General features: G+C 42.8%; 16 protein-coding genes. 9 read left to right on the forward strand and 7 right to left on the reverse strand.

Going from position 1 to position 18,196, the window contains the following annotated elements; all coding sequences use genetic code 11:
• The first annotated feature begins 34 nt into the window (after positions 1-34).
• A complete protein-coding gene (locus tag DSL64_RS11470; protein ID WP_115831033.1) occupies positions 35-1,765 on the forward strand; it encodes a M14 family metallopeptidase in 1,731 nt (576 codons plus the stop codon).
• Here DSL64_RS11470 and DSL64_RS11475 read toward each other — a convergent pair.
• Positions 1,762-2,577: a hypothetical protein gene (locus tag DSL64_RS11475; protein ID WP_115831034.1), complete on the reverse strand. Its 816-nt coding sequence runs from the start codon at positions 2,575-2,577 to the stop codon at positions 1,762-1,764. The two genes, DSL64_RS11470 and DSL64_RS11475, sit on opposite strands and share 4 nt — an antisense overlap.
• 287 nt (positions 2,578-2,864) lie before the next feature.
• Here DSL64_RS11475 and DSL64_RS11480 point away from each other — a divergent pair, with 287 nt between their 5' ends.
• On the forward strand, positions 2,865-4,007 hold the full coding sequence (locus tag DSL64_RS11480; RefSeq protein ID WP_115831035.1) for a DEAD/DEAH box helicase: 1,143 nt from the start codon (positions 2,865-2,867) through the stop codon (positions 4,005-4,007).
• Positions 4,008-4,091: 84 nt separating this feature from the next.
• The gene (locus tag DSL64_RS11485; RefSeq protein ID WP_115831036.1) at positions 4,092-4,397 is read left to right on the forward strand and encodes a rhodanese-like domain-containing protein; all 306 of its coding nucleotides are present in this window, start codon (positions 4,092-4,094) and stop codon (positions 4,395-4,397) included.
• A 75-nt stretch (positions 4,398-4,472) separates the two neighbouring features.
• Here DSL64_RS11485 and dapF read toward each other — a convergent pair whose 3' ends face one another.
• Positions 4,473-5,252, reverse strand: a complete 780-nt coding sequence (gene dapF / locus DSL64_RS11490) for a diaminopimelate epimerase (RefSeq protein ID WP_115831037.1) — start codon at positions 5,250-5,252, stop codon at positions 4,473-4,475.
• A gap of 247 nt (positions 5,253-5,499) precedes the next feature.
• Positions 5,500-5,874 carry a 50S ribosomal protein L19 gene (rplS, locus tag DSL64_RS11495; RefSeq protein WP_115831038.1) on the reverse strand — a complete coding sequence of 125 codons (375 nt, stop codon included), beginning with the start codon at positions 5,872-5,874 and terminating at the stop codon, positions 5,500-5,502.
• A 231-nt stretch (positions 5,875-6,105) separates the two neighbouring features.
• Here rplS and DSL64_RS11500 point away from each other — a divergent pair, with 231 nt between their 5' ends.
• Positions 6,106-7,587: an NAD(P)H-hydrate dehydratase gene (locus DSL64_RS11500; RefSeq protein ID WP_115831039.1), complete on the forward strand. Its 1,482-nt coding sequence runs from the start codon at positions 6,106-6,108 to the stop codon at positions 7,585-7,587.
• 151 nt (positions 7,588-7,738) lie between these two features.
• Here the strand turns inward: DSL64_RS11500 and feoB are convergent, their stop codons facing one another.
• Both feoB and DSL64_RS11510 read right to left on the reverse strand, forming a co-directional pair.
• Positions 7,739-9,874 carry a ferrous iron transport protein B gene (gene feoB / locus DSL64_RS11505; protein WP_115831040.1) on the reverse strand — a complete coding sequence of 712 codons (2,136 nt, stop codon included), beginning with the start codon at positions 9,872-9,874 and terminating at the stop codon, positions 7,739-7,741.
• 32 nt (positions 9,875-9,906) lie between these two features.
• A complete protein-coding gene (locus DSL64_RS11510; protein WP_115831041.1) occupies positions 9,907-10,134 on the reverse strand; it encodes a FeoA family protein in 228 nt (75 codons plus the stop codon).
• 196 nt (positions 10,135-10,330) lie between these two features.
• On the opposite strand from DSL64_RS11510, the gene DSL64_RS11515 reads away from it, so the two are divergent.
• The 5 genes from DSL64_RS11515 (at position 10,331) to ccsA (DSL64_RS11535) (ending at position 15,105) form a co-directional block, all read left to right on the forward strand.
• A complete protein-coding gene (locus DSL64_RS11515; RefSeq protein ID WP_374755831.1) occupies positions 10,331-11,035 on the forward strand; it encodes a heme exporter protein CcmB in 705 nt (234 codons plus the stop codon).
• A gap of 41 nt (positions 11,036-11,076) precedes the next feature.
• Positions 11,077-11,763: a cytochrome c biogenesis protein CcsA gene (gene ccsA, locus DSL64_RS11520; RefSeq protein ID WP_115831043.1), complete on the forward strand. Its 687-nt coding sequence runs from the start codon at positions 11,077-11,079 to the stop codon at positions 11,761-11,763.
• An 80-nt stretch (positions 11,764-11,843) separates the two neighbouring features.
• On the forward strand, positions 11,844-12,071 hold the full coding sequence (locus DSL64_RS11525) for a CcmD family protein (RefSeq protein ID WP_115831156.1): 228 nt from the start codon (positions 11,844-11,846) through the stop codon (positions 12,069-12,071).
• A 5-nt stretch (positions 12,072-12,076) separates the two neighbouring features.
• Positions 12,077-12,511, forward strand: coding sequence for a cytochrome c maturation protein CcmE domain-containing protein (locus DSL64_RS11530; RefSeq protein WP_115831044.1), 435 nt, complete (start codon positions 12,077-12,079; stop codon positions 12,509-12,511).
• Positions 12,508-15,105, forward strand: a complete 2,598-nt coding sequence (gene ccsA, locus DSL64_RS11535; RefSeq protein ID WP_115831045.1) for a cytochrome c biogenesis protein CcsA — start codon at positions 12,508-12,510, stop codon at positions 15,103-15,105. Before DSL64_RS11530 ends, ccsA (DSL64_RS11535) begins: the two co-directional genes overlap by 4 nt.
• A gap of 74 nt (positions 15,106-15,179) precedes the next feature.
• Here ccsA (DSL64_RS11535) and DSL64_RS11540 read toward each other — a convergent pair whose 3' ends face one another.
• Complete coding sequence (locus tag DSL64_RS11540; protein ID WP_115831046.1) at positions 15,180-15,578, reverse strand: hypothetical protein; 399 nt, start codon at positions 15,576-15,578, stop codon at positions 15,180-15,182.
• Between the two features lie 5 nt (positions 15,579-15,583).
• The gene (locus DSL64_RS11545) at positions 15,584-18,181 is read right to left on the reverse strand and encodes a TonB-dependent receptor (protein WP_115831047.1); all 2,598 of its coding nucleotides are present in this window, start codon (positions 18,179-18,181) and stop codon (positions 15,584-15,586) included.
• Positions 18,182-18,196 lie beyond the last annotated feature (15 nt).

An 18,196-nucleotide genomic window follows, 5' to 3' on the forward strand; every position in this document is an offset into this window, starting at 1 on the left:
TTTTGTACCGAACACTACCAATCCGGAAAAATCTATGCGTTTACTATACATCCTGATTTGCTTTGTATTTATATCTCCCGCATTTGGTCAGTATGAAACCAGATTTGAGAAAAGTGGCGGAACACAAACACCCACGTACGAAGAAGGAATCGCGTTCTATAACAAACTGGCTAAAGATTTTCCACAGATTCAAATCAGCGAGCAAGGACTTACAGACAGCGGCAAATCGCTGCATCTGGTGTTATATTCTAAAAATAAAGTATTTGATGTCAGTAAGCTGAAAGCGCAGGGAAAAGCGATTTTTCTGGTTAACAATGCAATCCACCCCGGCGAACCCGATGGAGTGGATGCGTCCATGATGCTCTTGCGGGATATAGCCGTCAATCCTTCCAGGTTTCCTGAAATGGAGAATATACTATTGGCCATTATCCCTTTCTATAACATAGGTGGTGCTCTTAACCGCAACAGTACCACGCGTACGAATCAGAACGGACCTGAGGAATATGGCTTTCGCGGAAATGCACGCAACTTTGATCTCAACCGTGATTTCATTAAAAACGATACGCGCAATGCCAGGAGTTTTGCTGCTCTGTTTCACAAACTGGATCCGGATTTATTCGCAGATACGCACGTCAGTAACGGAGCCGACTATCAGTATGTGATGACGCTTGATTACGCTCAGAAGGATAAATTAGGTGGGGTGTTAGGAGAATTCAATGAGAAAACATTCCTGCCTTACATGTACCAACATTTGAAAGATGCAGGTTTTGAGGCAACGCCTTATGTAAATGCCTGGGGACAAACTCCGGATAAGGGTTTTGTGCAATTCCCTGACTGGCCCAGGTATTCAACAGGATATGCGGCTTTATTTCACACGATTGGTGTCATGACAGAAACGCACATGCTGAAACCATACGATCAGCGTGTAAAATCCACCTATGCCTATTTACATGGAAATCTTAAATTTCTGGCAGAACATGCTACGAAGCTGATTCAGCTAAGAAAAGAAACAAAGGAATCTGTAAAAACACAGGAACAATTTGCCGTTACATGGCAGGTAAACAAAGAGAAAAATTCCGTCATTGATTTTAAAGGGTTTGAAGCTGAATACATTCCAAGCAAAGTGAGTGGTCACAACCGCCTTCATTACGACAGAAACCGTCCATTCACGAAATCGATTCCTTTTTATGATACCTATGTACCACTGGATGTTGTATCCCGACCAAAGGCCTACATTATTCCACAGGGATGGTTTAACGTAATTGACTTGCTCAAACTGAACCAGGTTCAAATGAGACAGCTTGAAAAAGATGAGGAACTGCAGGTAGAATCCTATTACATCACCGCCTATGATTCGCCCAAACAGCCTTTTGAAGGGCACTACTGGCACAACAGCGTAACGCTCAAAACAGAAAATCAAAAAGTAAAATTTAAAAAAGGAGACTGGTACATTCCGGTCAACCAATGGACTAACCGTTACATTATTGAAACGCTGGAACCCAAAGGCATTGATTCGTTTTTTAAATGGAATTTCTTTGATACGATTCTCCAATCCAAGGAACACTACTCAGCCTATGTATTTGAAGATCTGGCGGAAGAACTGTTAAAAAAGTCTCCTGAGCTAAAAGCCAAACTCGAAGAAAAGAAAAAGAGCGACCCCGATTTTGCGAAAAGCGGGGACGCTCAGTTAAATTTTATCTACGAAAACTCTCCGTTTGCTGAAAAGGAATATCAGCGTTATCCGGTGTTCCGACTGATGAATTAGAAACGGAAACCGAGATTAAAATTGAACTCTCCGGTCACATTAACGGAATTATAATAATATCCATTATTGACCTTATCGCGATCAATATAACGCGAGCCCAGTGCGGCATTCAGACCAATCTGAAATTGCTGTGTAATCTGAAAATTAACATAATTGTTGACCAACACACCAAAACGGAAATTACTTCGTGTCGATTCTTCTCCTATGTATGTTCCTCTTACCGGGTCGTATGTACTTCTGTAATCTCTTACTTTTCCTAAGGCCGTAAACAAATTAGGACCCACAGCATAGGTAACTCTTTTCTGTCCAAAAGGATAGACTTTTAATCCGGGAGAAAAATAAATCAGTGAATTATTGGGAGAACCAGCGTTACTGACAAATGCAAAATCGTCAGGAAATTGCATGCTCACAGGTAGAGTCAGTCCGAACATCTGACGTTTACCCAGTAATCTTTCATAGTTTATTCCAATACCGGGACCACTATCCAGAACTTTCATCGGTGAAAAATTAAGCATATTACGGCCGAAAGCTTCATCCATGTTGTTCGTCGGAGTCCGTTTTACTTTTGGCTGGTTAGGGTTCATGGATACCGTTTCGCCATTTTCGAATTCAATCTGCTTTACCTCACTTTTTCTGATTAAGAAATTGGGGCCTTGAATATCTTTCCCAAGTTTATAAGTGATTTTGTCAATACCGACCTCCGTTACTTTTCCCTCTACCGTAGAGCCGTTTTTACGAACAATCACATCCTGGGCATGGCTATACGAGAAGAAGACACTGCTTATCACAAGACAAAGGAATTGCTTTTTCATTTTAAAGTTTTTGTTAGATCATGAAGGATAAAAAATCGCCACCTGTAAGGATTACACTTCGGGTTACAATTATAAAGAGACAAAAAACGCGATAAAGGTTGTATGATTTCAAATTATTATACAATCTTTCTCCGTGTAATCCTTCTGCCCACCGCGCCATACTGTGAACGAATAGAGATGTAAATCTGTTAGACGATAAATGTACGCTTCGAATTGCAGTACATTTGATTTATTTTTTGCTCTTTCCATTGATGAAATCTTTTGGTAGAGCGCTTTAACACAACCAAATGACATTTCAGGAATTAGACCTCATTGAGCCTATATTACGGGCTCTGACGGAAGAAGGATACACAAAACCTACCCCCATTCAGTCGAAAGCAATACCTTTTATTCTCCAACAAAAAGATTTACTGGGCTGCGCTCAAACCGGAACCGGAAAGACAGCAGCATTTGCAATACCCATTTTACAGCTTCTTCAGGAAAAACCTTTGGAAAAGTGGGAGAAATCAAGAATCAGAACTTTGATTCTTACTCCTACCCGTGAGCTGGCTATTCAGATCGGTGACAGCTTTTCAGCTTACGGACGCCACACAGACATTCGCCATACAGTTATATTTGGTGGTGTGGGTCAAAAACCGCAGACAGATGCACTTCATAAAGGTGTAGATGTACTGATCGCAACGCCAGGTCGTTTGCTTGATCTGATTAATCAGGGTTTTATTAAACTGAATCAGCTGGAAATATTTGTTTTGGATGAAGCTGACCGTATGCTTGATATGGGCTTTGTGCATGACGTGAAAAAAATACTGAAACTTTTACCTGCTAAACGTCAGTCGCTGTTTTTCTCAGCTACTATGCCTCCTGCGATCATGACGCTGGCAGACACGATCCTGACCAGACCAGCCAAGGTAGAGGTTACCCCCGTATCGTCTACAGCGGATACCATTAACCAATCGGTATTCTTCGTTGATAAATCGGATAAAAACTCACTGCTGCTCCATATTCTGAGCGATCAGTCGATAGCAACAGCACTCGTTTTCACCAGAACAAAACATGGTGCGGATAAAGTGGTAAAAGTTTTGCGGAAAGCAGGTGTAACTTCCGAGGCTATTCACGGGAATAAATCTCAGAACGCGCGTCAGAATGCGCTGAAAAACTTTAAAAGTCAGGCGACGCGCGTATTGGTAGCTACGGATATTGCTGCACGCGGAATTGACGTGGACGACCTTACACACGTGATCAATTACGAAATCCCGAACATCCCGGAAACCTACGTTCACCGGATCGGAAGAACCGGTAGAGCCGGAGCTAAAGGCATTGCGCTTTCCTTCTGCGATGTGGAAGAAAAAGGTTATTTAAAAGATATCCATAAGCTTATTGCCAAGAATATCCCGGTTGTAAAGGATCACCCTTACAGCAACATGCGATAGCCACCAGCATACTATTACTAACCGCAAATGTGAACCTGACTGTTTACTTTGCGGTTATTTTTTTGACCTGAGTATTACCTGATCATGACTAAAAATACTTTCTCTGATATTTCTCTTCCGGATACCCGACAGCTGTTGACACAACCCGAAACCGTGCTTGTAGATGTAAGAGAAAAATGGGAGTTTGAGGAGTTTAACGAAGGAGGAATTAATATACCCCTCGCTGAAATCCGGGATAAACGGACTCTGGTTGAACCCTTTCAAACAATTATTGTGATTTGTACCAACGGCGTTCGGAGTAAAGTGGCCGCTATGGATTATTGCCGTGTTCCTGAATGGCTGGATAAAACCATTTTGCATGTAAAAGGGGGAATCATTGAGGCGGAATAGCAAAATTTAATATCCGGTCATAAAAAATAGGTTCGGAAAACTCCAAACCTATTCCCGTCTCATTCCTTATTAATCTTATACTTCGGTTTCTCCTTCGAAAACCCTAAGTGCAGGACCAATCAGGTAAATATCATCAAATTGATTGTTCCCTGCGGCATTAAAAGCCACCTGCAGCGGTCCGCCTAATGTTTCAACGGCGATCGGGCTTCCCCAGCCTTCACGTATGTGTGCCGAGAGCGCGCAGGCAGTAACACCCGTTCCACAAGAATAGGTCTCGTCTTCAACTCCCCTTTCATACGTACGCACGCTCAGGTGATTATCTTCCAAAACTTGAATAAAATTCACGTTGGTACCACCTACCGGGCCAAAAATAGGTCCGTAACGAATGTCTTTTCCGATATCCACTACATCTGTTTCCCTGATATTATCCACATAAGTGACATAGTGCGGTGAACCGGTATTCATAAAGTCGTATTCCTCATGCAACTCCACCTTGCCGACAGGCGACATTTTCAGGCGAATAATATCCGCAGACGCTGTCGCTTCATGAGGCCCATCCACTGCGATAAAGATGGTGCTGGTTTCAAAAAGACCCAGATCATGTGCAAAACGTACAAAACAACGTCCACCGTTCCCACACATGCTGCCTTCAGCTCCGTCTGCATTGAAATACACCATGCGGAAATCATATTCTTCGTCATTCTGAAGTAGGATCAATCCATCAGCACCTATTCCAAACCGGCGATGGCACAAAGCGGCAATCAGCTCTTGTGAAGCAGGAAAACTTCTGTCACGATCATCAATCATAACAAAGTCATTTCCTGTACCCTGGTATTTATAAAATGTAATTTTCATTTGGAGATAGCTTTAAGCTATGAGCAATCAGCTTATAGCTTTTCTTTTAAACTGAAACTTAAATGCGATAGGTTCAATTTCTTTAATTAATATGGCAATCGGCAAAAATCTGTACCGAAATATGATGGGCATAAATAGAAAATGAACCGGATGGAAAGCTAATGGCTAAACGCTTGTAGCTATCAGCTAAATAAAAAAGCCCTGCAACAGAAAATCGTTACAGGGCTTTTTATTTTTTAAGCTTGGCCTATTTTTTAGGAGCTTTAACAACTTTAAGCTCTTTAATACGCGCTGCTTTACCCTGACGTCCACGCAAGAAGAACAGACGTGAACGGCGAACTTTACCGCGACGTAGCAATTCGATTTTTGCAAGAGTTGGAGAAAGGATTGGGAATACACGTTCAACCGCGATTCCGTTAGATATCTTACGTACTGTGAAAGTTTCACCGCTTCCGCCAAGGTTACGACGCTGCATTACAGTACCCTGAAATTGCTGAATACGCTCTTTGTTACCTTCTTTGATCTTAACGTGTACGTTGATCGTGTCGCCTGATTTAAAATCAGGATACTCGGCCTTACGATTTTCAATCGTAGCTTCTACGAGTTTAATAAGTTCGCTCATGACGAATGTTTTTTATAAAAATTGATAATTGAGCAGTTTCCAGCGGATGGGGTGACGCCCCTTCATTCAAAACAGCTTTTGAGAAAACGAGTGCAAAGCTAATTTTTTTTCTCTGTAAAAGAAAGTACCACACTGTTTTATGCTAAAATTATTACTAAAGTTACGCAGGTAATTTTGCGACGGTCTAATATTTTTAACTTACCAGCTGTTTAAGTCAAAGCTATTTCTCAGATGAAAATATTCAGCACCGAACAAATCAGGGAAGCGGATCGCTACACCATTACGCATGAACCCATATCTTCTCTTGATCTTATGGAGCGCGCCTCTCAGGCATTTGTCAGATGTTTTTGCGATCAGTTTGTCAATACCAGACCGGTGGGCATCTTTTGCGGAAAGGGAAACAACGGAGGAGATGGCCTGGCCATAGCGCGACTGTTAAGTGAGCGGGGCTATCAGGTTCAGGTATTTATTGTAGAACATACAGAAACGGGCTCAGCCGACTTTCAGGAGAATTACGAAAGACTTAAAAACCACCACTCTCCTATTCATATACATGCCACAAATGACCTGCCCGCCTTATCACCAAAAACAATAATTGTCGATGCTATTCTGGGATCCGGACTTTCGCGACCGGCAGAAGGACTTGTTGCAGCTGTGATCAACTCCATTAACGACCTTCCGAATAAAATTATCTCAGTTGATATTGCAAGCGGGCTGTTTGCTGACAAGAGTAATCAGGACGGCAACCCTATCATCAAGCCTTCCTGCACTATTTCTTTTCAGTTTCCCAAGCTGGCTTTTTTACTTCCACAAAATGCAGAATATACCGGCAACTGGCATATTGCAGACATCGGACTTCATCAGGATTATATCCGGAACACCGCCACTCCTTATTACTTTACCGATAAAGCCGCAGCCGAAAAACTGATCATTCCAAGAAAAAAATTTTCACATAAAGGCACTTTCGGACATGCGCTGGTCATTGCCGGGAGTTATGGAAAAATGGGAGCCGCGGTGCTTTCAGCGAAAGCATGCCTTCGTTCGGGAGTCGGGTTATTATCGATGCATATACCTGAATGCGGATATGAGATCATGCAGATTTCTAATCCGGAAGCAATGGTTACGGTGGATAACAATGCAAGATATATTACGAATTTGCCTGACCTATCTACGTATTCTGCCATAGGCGTTGGCCCCGGATTAGGAAAGGAAAAAGAAACTATTCTGATGCTGGAAAAATTATTAGATACAACTCAATCTCCTTTGATTATAGATGCAGACGCCCTGAATATTTTGTCTGAAAATCCGCACTTATTAGATAAGCTCCCTGCAAATACGATTCTCACTCCTCATCCAAAGGAATTTCAACGACTTACAGGTAGTAGCAGTAATGAATTTGAAAGACTGGAACTTGCCCGGAATTTTGCAGGAAAATATAAGGTAGTAGTTTGTCTGAAAGGAGCCAATACGGCAGTTGTGCTCCCGAACAGAGATGTGCATTTCAATTCCACCGGCAATGCGGGAATGGCCACCGGTGGAACGGGTGATGTGTTAACAGGAATAATAACCGCGCTTCTTGCACAAGGATATACTCCTCAAAATGCTGCTATTTTAGGAGTTTACCAGCATGGACTAGCTGGAGACAAAGCAGCGCAAGCTCGCGGTATGAGTGCTTTGATTGCGTCTGATGTTGCCGAAAACCTGAGTTGGTAGCTTCGGTCTGAACATCGCAGATGGTCTGAACGGTATAAATCTGATTTGCACACATTGAAAGCGGGCTAAACGGTAATTTCACGGATGCTCAGTAAGCGTTCAGCCTGCTACCGCATGCAGACCGGGTCGCGTAGACCGCGTCGCGCAGTCACTACGACATCAACTGATAAACGGCTAAAGCCGACACATAAGCCAAAACTGTCAGGTACGCCAGCTGAATCATTGGCCATTTCCAGCCGTGTGTTTCACGATATACCACCGCAATCGTACTCATACACATCATCGCAAAAACATAAAATACCAGTAACGAATAACAAACAGCAGGGGTATACATCGGCCCTCCGGTATCCGGATTTTTCTCCTGAAGCAGACGCTCCTTCACAGTAAGTACATCCTCTGAATCTCCGCTGATACTGTAAATTGTAGCCATTGTCCCTACAAAAACTTCACGCGCAGCAAATGATGCCAACAGGGCGATACCCATTTTCCAATCGTATCCCAAAGGTTTTATAGCAGGCTCAATAAAGCGTCCAAAGCTACCTGCATACGAATTTTCCAATCTTACCGAAGCCACAGCAGCATCAATTTCTTCCTGAGGTTGCGCTTTCATTTGTTCCGTTACCTGCGCTTCTGCATTCTCCATTTTGTCGCCCGGACCATAAGACGCAAGTACCCAAAGGATAATAGAAATCGCCATAATGACCTTACCAGCCTGGAAAACAAATGACTTTACACTTTCCAGCATTGTGAAACCAACATGCCCCCAGCGTGGCAGTTTATAGGAAGGCATTTCCAGCATAAAGTACCCTGGTTCTTTTCTTTCAAGAAACAGAGATAACAACCAGGCAGACAACAACGCACCAACCAATCCCAGCAAATAGAGTCCTAACAATACCAATCCTTGCAGATTGAAAAAACCGAGCACTTTCTCATCGGGTACAACAAGAGCAATCAAAATTGCAAAAATCGGAAGACGCGCTGAGCAACTCATCAGAGGCGTCACCATAATGGTTAGCAACCGTTCGTATCTGCTGCTAATGCTTCTGGTAGTCATAATCGCCGGAACTGCACAGGCCACACCTGAAATCAGCGGCACCACACTACGACCATTCAGACCGAACTTACGCATCAGTTTATCCATGATTACCATTACCCTTGCCATATAACCGGACTCTTCCAGAATAGAAACCAGTCCGAACAAAATAGCAATCTGAGGGATGAAAATGATGATTCCACCAATACCCGCCAGAATTCCATCGGTAATCAGATCATTCAGAATACCTTCCGGCAGCACTCCTTTTACCCATTCTATCGTTGCAGCCGTACCCGCATCAATCATATCCATAGGATAAGATGCCCAGGCGAAAATGGCCTGAAACACTACCATCAGCACGAGTAAGAAAGTAACGTATCCCCAGAAAGGATGAAGCAGAATAGCATCCAGTTTGCGCGTCCAGTAAGGTTGCTCTGAAATTCCTTCTGCTTTGACAGCCTTTTCAACGATCGGTTTTATCTTTTTGTATCGCTGGATCGTTTCGTTAGCGAGAAAAGCATTTTCGTCAAACTGATGCTTTTCTATCAGTCCGTCAAGTTTTACTCTTTGAGCAACAGGTACAAAAGAGAAATTATCATGCTGACAAACATACTGTAATGCCAAATAATCATTATCCAGACCATGTTCATGCTTCACTTCCTCAATCAGTCCCCTCTCTGCATGCGTAGTTTCATAAAAACATGGTAATGGATGCTTATCTGTCTGGTCAATTACCTGACGTACTGCATCCTGAAGATTAGCCATTCCTTCACCCGTTCTGGCATTAATCCTTACCACCGGCACATTCAGTTGCATGGCCAGTTGTACTGCGTTCACGGTCAGATTCATACTTGACGCAACATCAAGCATATTCAGCGCAAGCACAGCCGGAATACCCAAATCATTGATTTCAGTAAATAGCAACAGGTTACGCATCAGGTTGGATGCATCGGCAACTACAATAATCGCAGCAGGAAAATCCGGATGTTTGGGATTTGCCAGAATATCCATTACCACTGTTTCATCCTTAGACTTCGGATAAATACTATAGGTACCAGGCAAATCAACCAGAGTAACTTCTCGCGACTTCTCACCCTGAGTCCCTTTCAGGCTAAATGTTCCTGACTTTTTTTCAACGGTTACACCGGGAAAATTCCCCGTTTTCTGACGAAGACCCGTCAGCGCGTTGAACAATGTAGATTTACCTGCGTTGGGGTTTCCGACCAACGCAATTTTTATATTTTCAGATTTCAATGGAAAAGCAATAAATGATTGGTAATCGGATATTATTCCAGGATGATGACAGAAGCTTCGTTGAGTCTCAGAGATAAACTGTAGTTTCCTCCTACATTGATACAAATTGGGTCTCCAAAAGGTGCTATAAAATCCAGTCGTACCTCTGAGCCCGGAAGGCATCCCATTTCTAACAATTTCAATGACATCACCTTATCCGAAAAAGACTTAATGATCCCCTTTTCCCCCTTCTTGAGGTGAGATACTGTTCTTTCCGCCATATACCCTTATTTAGATTCAATATACTTAAAATGCAAATTAAGCATTAACAGCTCGGAATTCAAACTGTTGCCCGGTAATTAGCCTCAAATAGATACCTGAGTCATACAAAATCATGATCATTTTATTATCACCCTGAGGCTTTATGTAGTACTTTTGCAGCGCGAAAGAGACGAGCGCGGTGAGATAAATTAACCACTGAGCAGAAAGCCAAAAGCCAACTGCCGACTGCCAATTGTATTGAACGAGATAAGAACCCTGATCCGGAAAGAGTTTACCCTTGAATGGCGCCAGAAGTATGCACTGAGTGGTATGCTCCTGTATGTGGTCAGTACAGTCTTTATCTGTTATCTCAGCTTCAATCTCCGCCGCAATCAGCTCACTCCTATTGTTTGGAACACACTATTCTGGATTATCACTTTGTTCTCGGCAGTCAATGCCATAGCCAAAAGTTTCTCACAGGAACGGTTTGGCCGGTTGATTTACTATTACAATTTGTGTAGTCCGCAGGCTATTATTGTATCAAAGATCATATATAACTCCCTGGTTATGCTGTTTTTGTCAGGAACAGGGTTTATTTTCTATGCCTTCGTCATGGGGAATCAGGTTGGTGATCTGGGGCTGTACACGATCTGCATCGCATTGGCATCAATCGGTTTCTCTTCTGTACTTACCCTGGTTGCAGGAATTGCTTCCAAAGCTGATAACAGTGCTACTTTGATGGCAGTCCTCAGTTTCCCGATTATCCTGCCCATGCTGTTGATGACAATCAGGCTGGCGAAAAACGCAATGGATGGCCTGGACTGGAGTGTAAGTTATGATGAAATGATCACACTGCTATCTATTGATCTGATTGTGATTACGTTAAGTTATCTTCTCTTCCCTTACCTGTGGAGAAGCTAGGTTCATTTTTAAGTTTGAATATCTATTAAAGAAAGACGATAATGAAAAAAATATGGTGGAAAGTCCTGTGCATAGTACTGTTGCTTTACGTAGCAATTATGGGATTTATGGGGCCGGTGCCTCACCTGCCTATCCTGAATGAAAGTATACGCAATACCTATTTCCACGTTGCGCTGTGGCTGGCGATGACCACCCTTTTGTTTAGCTCTATGGTATATTCACTTATGTACCTGCGTAGCGGGAAACTGCAGCACGACGATATTGCCAGCGAACTCGCTAAAGCAGGTTTGTTTTACGGTATTCTGGGCTGTCTCACAGGATCGGTCTGGGCTAATTTTACCTGGGGCGACCCGTGGCCCAATGATCCCAAGCTCAATGGAGCGGCAGTCGGGATATTGATCTATCTGGCTTATATGCTTTTGAGATCATCCTTCGAAGACGAACAGCGCCGTGCCCGTATCGCATCTGTATACAATGTCTTCGCGTTCGCAGTATTCGTACCGCTGATCTATATACTGCCACGCCTCACCGATTCCCTGCATCCGGGCAGCGGTGGCAACAGTACCTTCGGCTCGTATGACATGAATAATGATCTGAGGAAAGTATTTTATCCTGCCATTATCGGATGGATTTTATTAGGTCTCTGGACGGCAGAACTCAGGGTGAGAATAAAAAGAATAAACCGGTTTAGAGAGGAAGAACTTGCCGGAGACCGCAAAACTTTATAATGAAAACACACACACATTTTCAGGAAAAAGTAAACATTTCAAAACAAATATTCGTTAAGAATTTAGTCACTATGAATATCATGAAAAAAGTCTTTCCTCTTTTGCTTTCACTTCTGATAGTATCCTTCAATACATTAGCTCAAACGGCTGTAGATCCTTCTGTTCCCATGGCAGACAAAATGCGTGAGGACGGAAAGATATGGGTAGTTGTTGCTGTAGTAGCAATCATATTTGCAGGTATCTTCATCAACTTGTTACGCCTTGAATCCAAGGTAGGCAAAATCGAAAAAGAATTAAAAATTAAGTAAGAGTTATGAAAAAGATCCAATTATTCGGCCTTATAATTGTTGCCATTGCCATAGGTATCATCGTTTCCACTGCCGGTGATGCAAGTACTTATGTTGACTTTTCAAAAGCCAAAGAAATGGCTGATGACGGAGATAATGAGAGTATACACGTGGTAGGAAAGCTGAAGAAAAATACAGCAGGACAAATTCTGGAAATGGAATACCAGCCGGAAATTGATCCTAATTATTTCGCATTCACACTGATCGACAACAACAATGTTGCCCAACGTGTTGTATACAAAAGCACTAAACCTCAGGATTTCGACAAATCGGAGCAGGTAGTAGTAATCGGTAAAATGGAAGGTAATACGTTCAATGCAGAAAAAATTCTCATGAAATGCCCTTCTAAATACGAAAACGGAAAACTGGAAACCACTGAGGCGACCGTAGCTAAATCATGATTCATACAACTATAGGAAGCGCAGGTCACCTGCTTGTCATTGTCGCATTTGTCTCAGCTTTGGTTGCGACATTTGCCTATTTTAAGGCGTCAAAAAATGATTTGCCGACCGATGAAGAACTTACCTGGAAACGTTTTGCCAGAGCCATCTATACTGTTCACGTGGTAGCGGTATTGGGTGTGGTATTTTCCCTTTACTGGATTATTGGTAATCACTATTTCGAATACCACTACGCCTGGAAAAACTCTTCACTATCACTTCCAACGGGATATACAATTTCCAGTTTCTGGCAGGATCAGGAAGGTAGTTTCCTGCTGTGGATATTCTGGAACGTAGTATTGGGATCGGTTCTGATTTTCAGCAACCGTTCGTGGGAAGCACCTGTTATGACCATTTTCGCATTGGTTCAGGCTTTTCTTACATCCATGATTCTTGGTGTGGTTATTCCCGGACTTGATCTGAAAATAGGATCTACACCATTCCTTCTGTTGAAAGAGGTAATGCCTGATATTCCGGTATTCAAAATGGATCCGAATTTTGTAGCCAAAGACGGAAACGGACTTAACCCATTACTGCAGAACTACTGGATGGTAATTCACCCGCCGACGTTGTTCCTTGGATTTGCTACTACGCTGATTCCATTCTCTTTTGCAATGGCCGGTTTGTGGACCAAAAAACTAAATGAATGGCTTCGCCCTGCTTTGCCCTGGGCGTTGTTCTCGGCACTGGTATTAGGTGTAGGGATTCTGATGGGTGCTTACTGGGCTTATGAAACACTGAACTTCGGAAGTTACTGGAACTGGGATCCCGTAGAGAATACATCTTTCGTTCCGTGGCTTGTACTTGTGGCAGCCATCCACACGATGATCATTGGCCGTAAAAATGCAACTGCTTTAAAGACGTCCTTCATACTGACAATCGCTACGTTTGTGTTGGTACTTTACTCTACCTTCATGACGCGTAGTGGTGTGTTGGGAAATGCATCGGTTCACTCATTTACTGACCTTGGTTTATCCGGCCAGTTACTGATTTACCTGCTGACATTTACGATTCTGTCAGTTGGCTTACTGATATATCGTTGGAAAAATCTTCCATCTGATGAGGAAGAAGTTTCAACTTACTCACAGGAATTCTGGATTTTCATTGGTGCTACATTATTGTGCCTTTCAGGTTTCCAGATTCTGGCAACCACCTCTATTCCGGTATATAACAAAATAGCAGAGGCCTTTGGTACAGTATTGAACATGGCTTTGCCTGCTGACCAGATCGCGCATTATAATAAGTTCCAGCTTTGGTTCTTCTCACTCATCATCATATTGACGGGGGTTGGACAGTATTTCTGGTGGAAGCGCGTGGGTAAAGACAAGCTGCAGGCTTTATACAATCCATTATTGCTGACGATGATTATCAGTGCTGCGGTGATCACCTTATGGGGTGTAAAAGATATCCAATATATAGCACTGCTTACTGCTTCTATTTTTGCAATTGTTGCTAATGGAGCTATTCTACTGAACATCATACGTGGTAATTACAACCTGTCGGGCGGCGCGGTAACACATATTGGGGTAGCATTGATGCTGATTGGAGTATTGTTCTCCTCTGCCTACACAAAAGTTGTGTCGATTAACAATTCGGGATTGATGATTTCGCGTAGCGAAGAATTCACGAATAATGACAATAAAGAGAATAAAGAAAATATCACCCTGTGGCTGAATAAGCCTGAGAAAATGGGCGATTATATGCTTACATGGCGCGACGTTCGTGTTGAGCCTCGTCACATTCCGGGTTATATCTCCAAAAGCTGGGTTGACTTAATCGAGAACGATTACCGTGCTGTTGCGCTGAGAGATATCGTAGTCAATGACAAGCAGTATTATGCAAAAGGTGATACGCTGGAAATCTCTCCTGAGAACTTCTACTACGAAATAGAATACCGTGAACCTTCCGGAAAGGTATTTAACCTTTTCCCAAGGGTACAAATCAACCCGAAAATGGGTGGTATTGTAGTTTCTCCGGATATCAACAGAGAACTTGGTAAAGATTTGTATACCTACGTTTCTATGGTAACCAATCCTACTGCTGAGCCGGTATGGAGCCAGACTGAGAATTTCACAGTAAGTATGCGTGATACTTTCTTCGTGAATGATTATGTAGCTATTCTGGATAATGTAGTTCGTACCGACTCTGTCGATGGCGTAACATTAGGGCCAGGCGATGCAGCTGTGAAGGCAATGATCCGCGTTTTGGATAAAGAAAACGAATATGTAATCACACCTTCATTCGTGATACGTGACCGTTTGGTAGCAAGAAAAACCGAGGTAAATAATGACCTTGGACTGCGTGTTCAGTTTCAGGAAATCAATCCTCAAACAGGACAGTTCTCTTTTGCAGTAAACACCACTCAGCGCGACTTCATCGTAATGAAGGCAACTGAGAAACCATTGATCAATATCCTTTGGATCGGAACATTTGTACTGACAATAGGTTTCATTATGGCTACAATCCGCAGATTTAAGGATTTTATAAAAATGCGTGATAAAGAGACTGCGGCGGCAAACGCAACGAAGAGAAAGGTGAAAGCTCAGACTGTCTGACATAAGATGATGAAACAAAAAAATAACCCGGTCAAAGCATTCGTTTTGACCGGGTTATTTTTTGTTTGGGCTACCTATTCAGGAATAGCCTTGGCTTTATACTTCTTCCTGTAGTAACTAACTTCTCTTTCAAATACCAGAAATTTTGTTTCCGGACATTCTTTCCGGAGCTCAGCTAATTGCCTTTCCGCCAGTTTCACATCCAGCTGCCACAGGTTTCCTTCCTTTAACGAAGTATGATCTTCATCCAACGTTTTTTGTAACTTCTTTATACCTGCCACCGCTTTTTCAAGTCCCGGAACCACACTTATTTCATTCAGTTGGCGATCACTGAATCTGAAAACATATAACTCCTTGCTATCCTTTTTGATGGTATCCGCTATTGCGAAAGTCTGCGTGAGCAATGCACAAGGTTGCCCTTGGGCAGACAAGGAAATCATACATGCTATTCCGAAAGCTCCAAACCATTTCATAAATACTAAAACTTAAACCCGACGCGTGTAAAGAAAAATGCCCCGTTACCTCCCATCTGCACCGGATCCCATGCACCGCCCGATTCGGTGAGCGAAGGCGTGTGCATATCAGGATAGGTATTAAGAATATTACTTCCTCCCACCGAGACTGAGATATTTTTAGAAAACTTATAATTCACCGTTAAATCTAACTGCACTTTGGCTCTGTATACATCTGTATAATCAGAAGGTGAATAAAGCTCACCGGTTGTCGCGTTTTTCACCTCGCCATAATTCCAGTTAATCAAACTTACTTCACCAAAACGAATGGCTCTCAACATAAAACTAAGCTGATCGACGGTATAATCGAAGGTAAGGTTAATCTTGGAAGGAGGCGCTGAAGCAAGTACAAAATAGCGCTCCCGCTCACTGAAATATTGTTCTTCCTTGCCTGCCAGCTTGCTGCTCGTATTGATAGCTCCCAACTCCATCTTATTCAAATTTGCAGCCAGTGTCGTATTCAATCTGCCATTGCCCAAGGCAGTCGCATGCGCCACTACTATATCCACACCATAAGTCGTTGTTGATGACAAGGCATTGGTAAAGAACTGCGCCTCCGAAACACGAAGAGATTTTAACAGATTTCCGATATCCTTATCCTCATCACTGAATTGACCCGTAAGTACTACGCGGTCCTTTACTTTTACATAATACCCATCTACCGTTACCGACAGAGCTGAAGAAGGTTTCATTGTTACTCCCAAACTAGCATTTTGCGATGTTTCCTGACGAAGTTTCGGAATACCAAGAACGTTGGTCACTTCTGTGTCATTTCCCGCCAGTAACACTTCCACTGCCTGCCCATTTACGAAGTTGGTAAATTTTGAATTGAAGTATTTCTGTGCAAGAGAAGGCGCACGAAACCCGGTACTCACGGCGCCGCGGATGGCATAATCGTCATTTAGTTTATAGCGAAACCCTACTTTCCCGTTCACTGTATTTCCAAAATCGCTGTAATTTTCAAATCTTCCTGCTACATCTACCATCAGTTTCTTCGTCAGATCTGCTTCAAGATCAATATAGGCTCCCACATTCGAACGTTTTTTATCCACTTTATTTTCAGGACTGAAACCGGGAAACCCCTGTGCTCCTCCTTCATGTACAAGGTCATAATTGTAATAAGATGGGCGGTCACCTTGAAAAATCTTGTAACGCTCTGTTCTGTACTCACCACCAAAAGCTACGTTCAGCCCTTCAAAAATAGCTTTGTAAAAACGGGTGAAGTTCAGGTTACTCACATTTTGTCCTAACTGAAAACCACCAGCTTCAAATGTTGTTCTGGAGTTGGGTCCCAGTGACCGGTTCAGGGAATTCCGTACCGAAAAATCAAACTTATTAAATCCGTAAGTATTGCTGGCATCAATATTCCAGTCCTTCCAAACCCCTCTCAGTCCAGCTGTGACAGCCTGGTCATCAATATCACTACCGATAACCGGATCAAACCCATTCGGATATATCGAAGGAATATTTCTGTCGTCGTCCACTTTTCTGGTCCATGCATAAGCATCGCCTTTCCTCTTGTTAATACCTCCGAAGCTGTATAATTGTACATTCCCAAAAACAGGTACCATTGCATTGTAATACAAAGCCATGTTCCTCACTTTCGGATCACCATATTCTCTTCTCACAACATCTTCCTCGTCATGCGTATCAGCCCTGTTGGTATGAGCACGCTCGTTGTAGTCTGCGGTAATATTGACAAAACCTCTTTTTGCTATTTTCAAACCATAGTTCACATTCGCATTGTAATTCAATCCATCAAATGCTTTTCCGTCTGCACGGTATTTGGCAGCATAAATGCCTGCATTCGCATTGGCAGTGAGCTGATTTACATTTTCCTTCAAAACAATATTAATTACGCCTGCAATTGCATCTGAGCCGTACTGCGCTGCGGCTCCATCACGTAAAACTTCAATACGTTCAATAGCCGCTGCCGGAATGGCATTCAAATCGGTACCCGTATTGCCACGCCCCCGTGTACCGAATATATTCACAAGTGATGATTGATGCCTGCGCTTTCCGTTGATCAATACCAGCGTTTGATCAGGACCTAATCCTCTCAATGATGCAGGGTCAACATGATCTGCACCGTCAGATCCGGTTTGTCTGTTGGAATTAAAAGAAGGAGCAGCAAACTGCAGGAGCTGGTTTACATCCAGTTGTCCCTGTTTGGTAGTAATTTCCTGAATATTGATAATATCGACAGGTGCAGGAGTATCCGTTGATGACCGATTCATGTTTCGGGAGCCTACCACAGTTACCTGATTCAGCAAAGTAGCGTTCTCAAGTGTGAAGTTCTGGGTTCCCTTGCCGTCAATTTCCCTTTCGATCTTATTGTAACCGACGAAGGTAACAATCAAAGTAGCATTGGTATACATGACGTTAAGTGTATAAATCCCGTTCGCATCCGCAATGGTACCATTGTTGGTTCCCTTTTCTACGACCGACGCTCCCGGCAATGCATCACCCTTTTCATCAACTACTTTTCCCGCCACCTTATATTTTTGGGCAACGGCAGATAACGAGCCCGAAAGCAATAAAAGAAGTAAGTAAATCCTGTACATAGTTTGTTGTGTTTG

Source organism: Dyadobacter luteus (assembly GCF_003383615.1).
Classification (GTDB): domain Bacteria; phylum Bacteroidota; class Bacteroidia; order Cytophagales; family Spirosomataceae; genus Dyadobacter; species Dyadobacter luteus.